Source organism: Microcoleus sp. S1D4 (assembly GCF_036700765.1).
Classification (GTDB): domain Bacteria; phylum Cyanobacteriota; class Cyanobacteriia; order Cyanobacteriales; family Microcoleaceae; genus Microcoleus.
The window spans coordinates 1-8,911 of record NZ_JAUBPP010000053.1; the positions used below are offsets into that span (position 1 = coordinate 1).

Sequence of the window (8,911 nt, forward strand, 5' to 3'; positions counted from 1 at the left end):
GGTTATTAAATGGGATCGAAAAATCAAAAATAAAGGCAATGCTATTTTATCCGGTTTAGCTGCGTAGCAGCTTAGTATCACGACTAAGTGGTCTTCTACTGAAAATTCCCCTATATTTTGAGTTACTTGTTGGATGATGGCAGTTCTGTCGGGTAGAGAACAAGCCTGAAACAGAACAATTTCCCTGCTATTTTTAAAGATTTGACAGGCTTGTTCAAAAGCGATGATACCCGCTAACGGACCCATACCACCTAACAGGAGTAAAGGTGATGCTTGAATCCGCTTTGGTCTAAGGGCAATGACTTCTACAGGATAGTTTTGATCGGCAATGACCTCTCCTCGTTCTCTTTTTGCTTGAGCAATGAGAGTATGTTGGCAACGATACTCTCTCATCGCTATCATTGCTTGTGCAATATTTTCGTAACAATAATGATGCTTCGGTTTAAGAGACGTACAGGAGATTTCTGGTAGCATCTGTTTCTTGTTTCAAGCTCACAGTTAACTCTTCCATTACCAAGCTGACACGGTTAAGGTATTCTTTAAACAACAGCTTTGCTTGTTGATAGTCGATGGTAGTGTTAGTCGCTTGGGTATACTCTTGCAAGGCTTTGACGACCACTAGAAAATGAGCGACTTCTGTCTCATCGGCAACGTGAGCTTGAACATAGCATAGGGCTTTATCTTTTTCTTCACTAGAACACTGGTAATGATTGTTAACAAGTTCTGAAAACGCAGAAAGAGCCATTGTGTATTCAGCGTGATTGTAAATTTCAGAAAACATATTGCTGAGTAGCCCTGTGGAAATATCATCTACTACCATGTTTTGATATATCCATTTCTTAAACTCACGTGCTTTGGGTAAACAATATTCTTCTAGCTGCCACGGAAAGTTACCCAAAAAGAAGCTAACCAAATTGTCATACAATTCAGCATGAGTTTGCCCTTGAAAGTCTAGCCCCAAATCTTCGTAGCTAGTTTCAGCATTATAGGCACTAGCAAAGAAAAGTTTTTCCCGTTCAGGTGTTGCTTTTGTCAAAGCAAGACGTTGTAAACGGCAAGAAAGCCCATAAATTGCCAACATTTTTAAGTGAGTGGCTTTCCAGGAATTAAAGAATATGGCTAGCAACTGATTTGACCAATGATAAGTAGGCAGCAGAGCAAAACAGTCTTCAATTTTCCTGACTGACTCTTGGCTTTCAGAAAAACTTTCAATCAATGCTTGTTGCAACTTTTTGTCAGAGACCATATCAATTATACTACTTGCCGTTCGACTCAATTGATTGTTCATAATCTAGTTCCTGGAAATTTTAAAAATGACAAGTAAACTCTTCCCAAAATCGACTGTCTTAGCAAACCAATACCAATTTCTGTTTATCCAGAGATTGGAAGTAGTCCCGGTTCATTTGTGCCAGGTCTTCTTTGCTCGTCGAGCCATTGGTTAGAACTGTAAAGCAAATGTGCATTTTATATTACCATAAGTAGGTAACCCTCTTTTGTCACGTCTTTTGTCACTTCTTTTGCATTGGTAACAAGTTAAGCTAAGAAAGCATTTGTCAATCAGCAATTATGCTCAACATTTACTCGGATTTTGGGCATAAAACTGAGATTTGGGCGATCGAGGAATTATGCCTCTCATGATATTTATACCTACTCCCTCTCAAATCGTAAATTTTCCACTCCTAAAAAAGCAGTTTTTTTGAGTAATATTACTGATTCAATAGTCCGGACAGTTTTCAATCACTAACGGCAGAATGCGGGTTTCAGCCTTCTCAGTGAGGTCAAATGCTAACGGTAGAATAAGGGTTTCAACCTCGGTCTCAAAAACTGTCCGGAGTATTGACTGATTGACAAATGCAATTAAGTCTTAACTTGTCACCAATGTTCTCAGATTAGGAGAGATTTAACCAGCGCAAAAAATCTGGATAATCGGGGCGAGAGGGGCGCAGCAGCCGATTGGAAAAAACGGAAAATAATTCTGGTGATTCGTACACTTTGTCCCTGTCTGGAAAGGACCACAAAGGTTTAAAACCACATTGCCGTTGTGCTACTATTACCCCAGCCGTGTAAACGAATTGGTAGCTATTTCCATCGCTCGTCAGCCGACCGATAGGGAACCAGGCGTGACGAAAGTAGTTCGTTCCAAGCAACAAATAAAGTATTCAACGGAGTTCCTCCAGCAGTAAAAGCAGCCGACGCTGGTTAATTTCTAATATCTGTTGAGCAAAAGCAATTGCCGCCTCTGAAATACGTTCCCTTAAAATTCGGTCAAATAGACCTAGCGTATCAGCAGCCGACACTGCCTCCAGGCGTTCTTGCCACACTCTAGCTGCCTGGGGGTGGCGTCGTGCTGCTGCTTGAAAGACATCAAGAGGAGACAGGGCTTTTTTGTCCCCCACAAGAGCATAGAACGCAGACCTGCATTTAGCTGCATAGGCAGCCACAGCACTGTTGTTGAGCCGTTCGAGCCGCTTGGAGTTGCGTCTGTTCCCTACCGAGGCTGGATGCGTGGTCGTAGGTGGGAGCAAGATGCGCTGTCACCTGGGGCGTTTGAATTCGTCTTACTTCGACAAATCCCCAGTTTTCGTGGTGGCGATCTGTGTTACCAATCCAAGCATCTAACATTAGGTATCCAACAAAGGTGTCCGCTGCCGTGGCGATACCGTCCAAGCGGCGTCCAGTTGAGGGGCTGTTCCACTGCGCTGTTGCTGATGGTATCCAGCACGGCATTGAGGGTGTGTTGCGACACGTTAAAGGCTTGAAATCGGGGATAGTCTGGCACTATGGGAGCTAAAATATCGTTGCCGGGGCTCAGAGTACCTGTCGAGGGCACGAAGGATGGAGAAACAGTGCCGTTCGCGCTGTTCCAGATTGCCAGTTCAATGGTGGCGCTGGGCAGTCCGAGCAACCCGCACAGTTCTGATGCTATCTTTTCTGCCCAAGCTTCCCCTGTATTGGGGCGAGATTGTTTGTACAGGCACCGACCTAGTTCTGGGTGGTAAAACCAAAACTTGGGCTTGGTTCCCATCGCCGGGCGTATCGGAGGCGGCGTCTGTTGGAACATCGATGATGGGAAATGGTGCTGTCGGCACTTGTCCGCTCAATTCCGTTTTGAAAAACTTGCCCAAACCTACCCAAGTCTCGACTTTCGCTGCACATACAGCTTTCGCGAAAATTGCGGTGCATCCGGCTATCGCCGTTACTCCCTAAAAAATTAAGTCGCGAGCGTGGTCAGGGGGTAAATTTTTGCCCGACTGTCAAGCTCGATCGGACAATAACAGTTTAGCCCATTGCAAAGCGCGAGTCCGACAACAGCAATTTATGCAACTGTCAAGGCTGACATAACGGCTACTGTGTTGCCAATTTTCTCACACTTCTGAAATTTGATTTTTAATTCAATTTAGATACCGTAACTTGACTATTAAATCAATTCAGTTTTTGTTAAAAAAGCTAAAAAATCGCTAAATTTTGTGGAACGCTAAAGTCAGGCATTTGCAGTATAAAGTCAGGTGTTTGCTGTACAAAAACAGGTAGAATTCAGGCTTTTGCAGGGACTGCATTCTCTCTGATTATATCGGAAAATATACAGCAAACGCCTGAATTTCTCGGTCAAATTGCTGCTTTTTTGTGCTGTTCATTCCCTTTCCCGTTGGGACTGGTTATAGCTGTTCTCTCTCGGTAGCAAGCAATGGTTTTGTCCGTACAAAGCTTTATTTATTACTGTTAAATAAAAACAATGCACCTCATGAATGTGGAATCCTAGCCGCAACGTCGGGCTTAAGACTTTCTTAAGCTTTAATGACAATTGTAGCTAACTGTAATACAAATTAAGCTGAATATTATACAGCTATAAGAAATGAGAGGGAGAAAGGAGCTGACAACGCCCTCGCCTGTCGAGCAAACACTTTAAAAAGCAAATGGATAGATTGTCAGTTATTGAGTAGCGCTCGCAACCAGTTATCCTCAAATGGCGGGGGTCACTTTACGCCCCTAGTTTGCTCTTTTGGGGTGAATTTGAAAGTAGTTATAGATTTATAAAATGAGATTAACTCAACTATTTTTATGACTATGAAGCTCAATAAATTTCCTCAACAGCAGCAAAATCTGAGACTTTCGAGTCGGCTGGAACTGAGATTGTCTGACTCAGACTACAAGCAAATTAAAGCAAGAGCCTCGCCTAGTCAATTTGAGCATGAGCGACTTCATGCGCCGTGCAGCTTTGAGGAGAACCATACCGCGCCCTTTAGCTGCATTTGACTTAAAAGTCTATCAAGTGTTATGCAAGATTGATGCCCAATTGAGAATTGCCGGAAACAAGCTCAATCAAATTGCTAAAGCTTGCAATAGTGCTGTGGCATTGGGAGAACCCGTTGTTGTCAATACAGGACTCTTAAAAAGCGTACAGCAACTCATTCGAGAGAACCAAGCTACAATTAAAGCAATAGTTGCAAACCTCGCTAAATCTACAGTACGCTAACTATTAACAAGCCTGGGCTTTACCGCCTGAGCAATCGATTCTGTGCAACTGACGGCTTTCCGGTTATGATTGGCAAACAAATCAAAGGTACAGGCTTTCGGGACTGCCTGAACTACGTGCTGGGCAAAAAAGACGCCGCTCTAATTGGCGGTACTATGTGCGGACAAACTCCTGAAGAACTGGCTGCTGAATTTGGAATCGCCCGACAACTAAGACCTAACCTGAAAGTAGCAGTTTTTCACGCCACTTTATCTGTCGATAGCACCGAAAAACTAGAAGATTCTGAAGAAAATGACCAACGCTGGCTGGCTATCGCAGCCAACTACATGAAAGCGATGGAATTTGACAACAACCAGTACGCAGTTGTCAAGCACAACGATACAGAACACGACCACATCCACGTCGTCGCCAGTCGCATTTACCTAGATGGAGGCGTTGTTGACGATAGCTGGGATTATTACAAAAGCCAAGAAACTATTCGCCAGCTAGAACGGAACTACAGCCTGGAAACTGTTACACCCAGTTGGGAAACAGACAAGCGAGCTCAGACTACAGGAGAACACAGGCAATTAAAAAGCAAGAGAAACAAGAGCGTCAGGGTGCAATTGCAAGACTTAATTGATGAAGTTACCCAAGACAACCCAAGTATGCCAGAATTCGTTGAGCGGTTGCAGCAACAAGCCGTAGAGGTACAAGTCGGATTGACTCGAACTGGAATCGGCTTCAGTACAGGCATTTCTTACAATTTAGATGAAGTCGCTTTAAGTGGCACTCAGTTGGGTAAAGCCTACACTTTTTCTGGATTGCAGAAGCATCGAGGCGTTAGCTATGACAAAGGGCGAGATAACGCCCTAATTGAGGCTTTAATGCAGCCACAACACTTAGCTATCGCCCCCAGTGAGGCAGAGGAAAATGAGTTAGAGTCGTCACAATTTGAGTTAGTAGCAGGCGCACCTGCAACTCCTGCCACAGCAAATGAGTTAGAGTTGTCACAATTTGAGATAACAACAACTGCACCTGCAATAGCAAATGAGTTAGAGTTATCACAAGTTGAGTTAGCAGCAACCGCACCTGCAACTCCTGTAACAGCAAATGAGTTAGAGTTGCAACTGTCAATACTGCCAGAACCTGATAAAAATCAGTGGCAAAAAGTACGATCTCACCTTGCCGCCGAGTACAGTTTACCCTTAGAATTACTCGATTTATTGCACTCTCATTCTTGGTTGTATGCCGGCTCAGAAAAGGCTGTCTTTACAGGACGGACGCTTGAGGGAGAAGCCCGGTTCGCTTTTGTCCTAGATGAAAGAGGCAACTTTACTACAACCCATCCCCTGTCATCTGAAGCTGCTTTCTGGGTAGCCACTACTGGAGAAATTGAGCGAGCTGTGATTGCCTGTAACCCAATCGAAGCCCTTTCAATTTTGCTTATTGAACAGGATAACTCTACAACAGCACCAGCGACACTTTACCTAGGAATTGAACGAGCTTCACAACTGCCTATAGAATTCTTACAAGAACTCGATAGCGTTATTATAGCGATTGCAGAAGATTATATGCTCGCTCGAAATGCGCGATCGTTGCTACCGGATGCAGAACTTGTTAATCCACCGTCAAGTTGGAATGATATTTGGATACAATTAATTGAGCAAGAACAGCAAACTCCTAAACAAAATAACCAACAGTATAAACGGCACACCCAAGACCTCGAACTGGATTAGTTATTGCCACTTAAAAATTTGACTTTTATTAAATAAAAGCGCTAGCTAACAAATTGGTCGTGCTATTTTGTAAAGGATAGAGAAAAATAGTTAGCATGGAGTTGTATGTCTCACTTTTGCGCCGTGAAACTTTACCTACTCTGCCCAAGCTGTGGTTCTGATGACATCATGAAGAACGGCACGACCCGCCGGGGAAAACAAAACTACAAATGTCGTGATTGTGGTCGTCAATTCGTTGAGAATCCGCAGTGGAAGCCGATTGATCCAGACCGTAAAGCGATGATTGATCGCTTGCTATTGGAGAAACTTCCCCTGGCCGGAATCGCCCGTGTGATGGAAGTGTCGGAGGACTGGTTGCAAGGATATGTCAACGCTTGCTACGCTGCTGTGCCGCAACAAGTGCAGGTAAAGCCCAAAACCCAGGGACAACTAGCGGTGCAGATGGATGAGTTGTGGTCCTTCGTGGATGATAAAGGGAACAAGCAGTGGGTGTGGCTTGCCCAAGATGTCACAACCCGTGAGATTGTCGGTTGCTATATCGGCGATCGTTCTGGGGATGCTGCAAGGGCATTATGGGCCTCGCTGCCGCCTGTGTACCGACAATGTGCCGTCATCTATACCGATTACTGGCAGGCCTATGAAACAGCACTGCCGAGCAAACGTCATCGAGCCGTAGGCAAGGACAGTGGATTGACCAGTTACATAGAACGATTCAACAACACTTTGCGGCAACGAGTGTCACGGCTAGTAAGAAGGACATTATCGTTCTCTAAGAAGTTAGACAATCATATTGGCGCAATCTGGAATTTCATCCATCACTACAATGCACTGATTCGTTCTGAACCTTCGAGTTGTTGAATATGTCTGCTTTTTCTCTATCCTTTACTAAATAGGACTACCACAAATTTTATGGTTGCGACATAAATTACTGGGTAGTTCGGCCATATCAGGGTTTTGATAACGGTGGGTCAACCGTTTTATCCCCCCAATTATTCTTACCAGGCAGGAGTACCAATTACTGATATTGCTACCACTAATTTTGACAGCTTTTTTAACGTATTTATCAACTATTTTGGCGTAACTATTAAGTAAATTGAGACCGTGCTTGTTCAAATAATTTGTGAGTCAAAATGGGTAAAAATAAATTATTTATACATTGTAGCGGACTCACTAACATTTACGAAAAAACCAATTTATGAGCGCTGTCGCGCCCAAAAATAAAGCATCGGAAAAAAAAATGGAACTATCGCAAACCTACACCTATTACTTCAATAATTTAACCTGCGTGCACCAAACAGAAAACGAACTGTACATCATGGGCAGGGAAACAACACTTGTACTGAATTTTCAACAAACAAGCTATCAAACGCTCGACAAAATAATCCACGCTCTGCGACTTGTGAGGGACAAAAAAATCCAAGACAGAAAGTCAATTATTGAGCAAGAACTGCTGGCATTAAACTTCCAATTCCCTCTCGAAAGCAGCAACCGTAGCAACAACGACAGCAACAACGACAGCAGCAATGGTAGCAGCAACGGCAGCAACAAAAACTGCGAGCTAAAAATCGACTGGTAATTCAATTATGCCGGAGAGACAAGTTTGTTTCTCCGGCAGCCAATAGCAAACATTAAAACCACATCTGAAAGGGAGACACGATAGGCTATAATTGTTACTGTTAGGCAGTTTCAGCCTACTATAGTCGTCAAAAAATTATTGATTAATTCTTAATAATGAGAGGCTAATGACAATGAAGTTCCAAATTCCTGAATTTTATATGATTCACCTTAGAAAGCATTTAAGTCTAGCTGAATTATTGATGTTAAAGCTCTTAATAATCGTCATTCAAGCCCAAAGATATGTACAGTTAGGGAAACTCGCCTCTGACTTACCATTACCTATCACTTATGAAAGTCGTCGTAAGAAAATTCAAAGATTTCTGATGCTTCCTCAACAGACTGTGGAAAAAATCTGGCGAGCTCTTATTACAGATTTATTAAATCTTTATTTTCACCCTACTGACAGTCTTCATATAGCCATTGATAGAACTAAATGGAGCCAGTTTAATTTTCTAATAATTAGTATAATTTGGGACAAAAGAGCGATTCCTCTATATTTTGAGCTGTTACCGAAAAAAGGAAATAGTAATTTTCAGCAACAAAAAGCTGCTTTCACCAAAATATTACCAATCATTAGAAACTATCGAATAGTCATTTTAGGAGACCGAGAATTTTGTTCGGTTATCTTAGGAAACTGGCTTGACGAACAAAAAGTCAATTTTTGTCTGAGGTTGAAAAAATCCGAATACATTCTCCGGGAAGGAGAAATCTGGGTAGACTTAAAAAATTTAGGAATTAGACCGGGAATGTCTTTATTTTTATCCGGAACCAAAGTGACCAAATTTAAAGGATTTAAAGCTAACGTCGCTTGTAAATGGAAAGGAAAATATCGCGGAGTCACAGTCAAAGAAGGATGGTTTATATTAACTAACTTAAAAACCTTAAAAGCTGCTATGAGCGCTTATAAACAAAGATTTGACATAGAAGAAATGTTTAGAGATTATAAAAGCGGTGGCTATAACATTGAAGATGCCCAAGTATCAGAACCCAGGCTATTAACCTTAATGTTGTTAGTAAGCATCGCTTATATAGCAATCCTAAATCATTATCAAGACTATGATACAATTATATGCAATACTTGATTGTGACAATAAAAAAATGA

9 protein-coding genes are annotated in these 8,911 nt (G+C 42.4%); 5 read left to right on the forward strand and 4 right to left on the reverse strand.

The window, feature by feature from the left end; all coding sequences use genetic code 11:
• The 4 genes from QT998_RS27120 to QT998_RS27135 all read right to left on the reverse strand — a co-directional run.
• A partial coding sequence (locus QT998_RS27120) for a hypothetical protein (RefSeq protein ID WP_333118896.1) occupies window positions 1-474 on the reverse strand: 474 nt, incomplete at its 3' end.
• The gene (locus QT998_RS27125; protein ID WP_333118898.1) at window positions 443-1,288 is read right to left on the reverse strand and encodes a hypothetical protein; all 846 of its coding nucleotides are present in this window, start codon (window positions 1,286-1,288) and stop codon (window positions 443-445) included. The genes QT998_RS27125 and QT998_RS27120, both read right to left, overlap by 32 nt.
• A gap of 871 nt (window positions 1,289-2,159) precedes the next feature.
• Window positions 2,160-2,525 (reverse strand): hypothetical protein, encoded by a 366-nt coding sequence (locus tag QT998_RS27130; protein ID WP_333118900.1) that lies wholly within the window; start codon window positions 2,523-2,525, stop codon window positions 2,160-2,162.
• Between the two features lie 74 nt (window positions 2,526-2,599).
• Window positions 2,600-3,025: a hypothetical protein gene (locus tag QT998_RS27135; RefSeq protein ID WP_333218210.1), complete on the reverse strand. Its 426-nt coding sequence runs from the start codon at window positions 3,023-3,025 to the stop codon at window positions 2,600-2,602.
• 1,164 nt (window positions 3,026-4,189) lie between these two features.
• Here QT998_RS27135 and QT998_RS27140 point away from each other — a divergent pair.
• The 5 genes from QT998_RS27140 to QT998_RS27160 all read left to right on the forward strand — a co-directional run bounded on the left by QT998_RS27140 (window position 4,190) and on the right by QT998_RS27160 (window position 8,891).
• Window positions 4,190-4,474 carry a mobilization protein gene (locus QT998_RS27140; protein ID WP_333118902.1) on the forward strand — a complete coding sequence of 95 codons (285 nt, stop codon included), beginning with the start codon at window positions 4,190-4,192 and terminating at the stop codon, window positions 4,472-4,474.
• A gap of 65 nt (window positions 4,475-4,539) precedes the next feature.
• A complete protein-coding gene (locus tag QT998_RS27145; RefSeq protein WP_333118904.1) occupies window positions 4,540-6,192 on the forward strand; it encodes a relaxase/mobilization nuclease domain-containing protein in 1,653 nt (550 codons plus the stop codon).
• A gap of 105 nt (window positions 6,193-6,297) precedes the next feature.
• Window positions 6,298-7,050, forward strand: coding sequence for an IS1 family transposase (locus QT998_RS27150; RefSeq protein ID WP_333118906.1), 753 nt, complete (start codon window positions 6,298-6,300; stop codon window positions 7,048-7,050).
• Window positions 7,051-7,387: 337 nt separating this feature from the next.
• The gene (locus QT998_RS27155; protein WP_333218212.1) at window positions 7,388-7,768 is read left to right on the forward strand and encodes a hypothetical protein; all 381 of its coding nucleotides are present in this window, start codon (window positions 7,388-7,390) and stop codon (window positions 7,766-7,768) included.
• 166 nt (window positions 7,769-7,934) lie between these two features.
• Window positions 7,935-8,891, forward strand: a complete 957-nt coding sequence (locus QT998_RS27160) for an IS4 family transposase (RefSeq protein WP_333118911.1) — start codon at window positions 7,935-7,937, stop codon at window positions 8,889-8,891.
• Window positions 8,892-8,911: the final 20 nt, after the last annotated feature.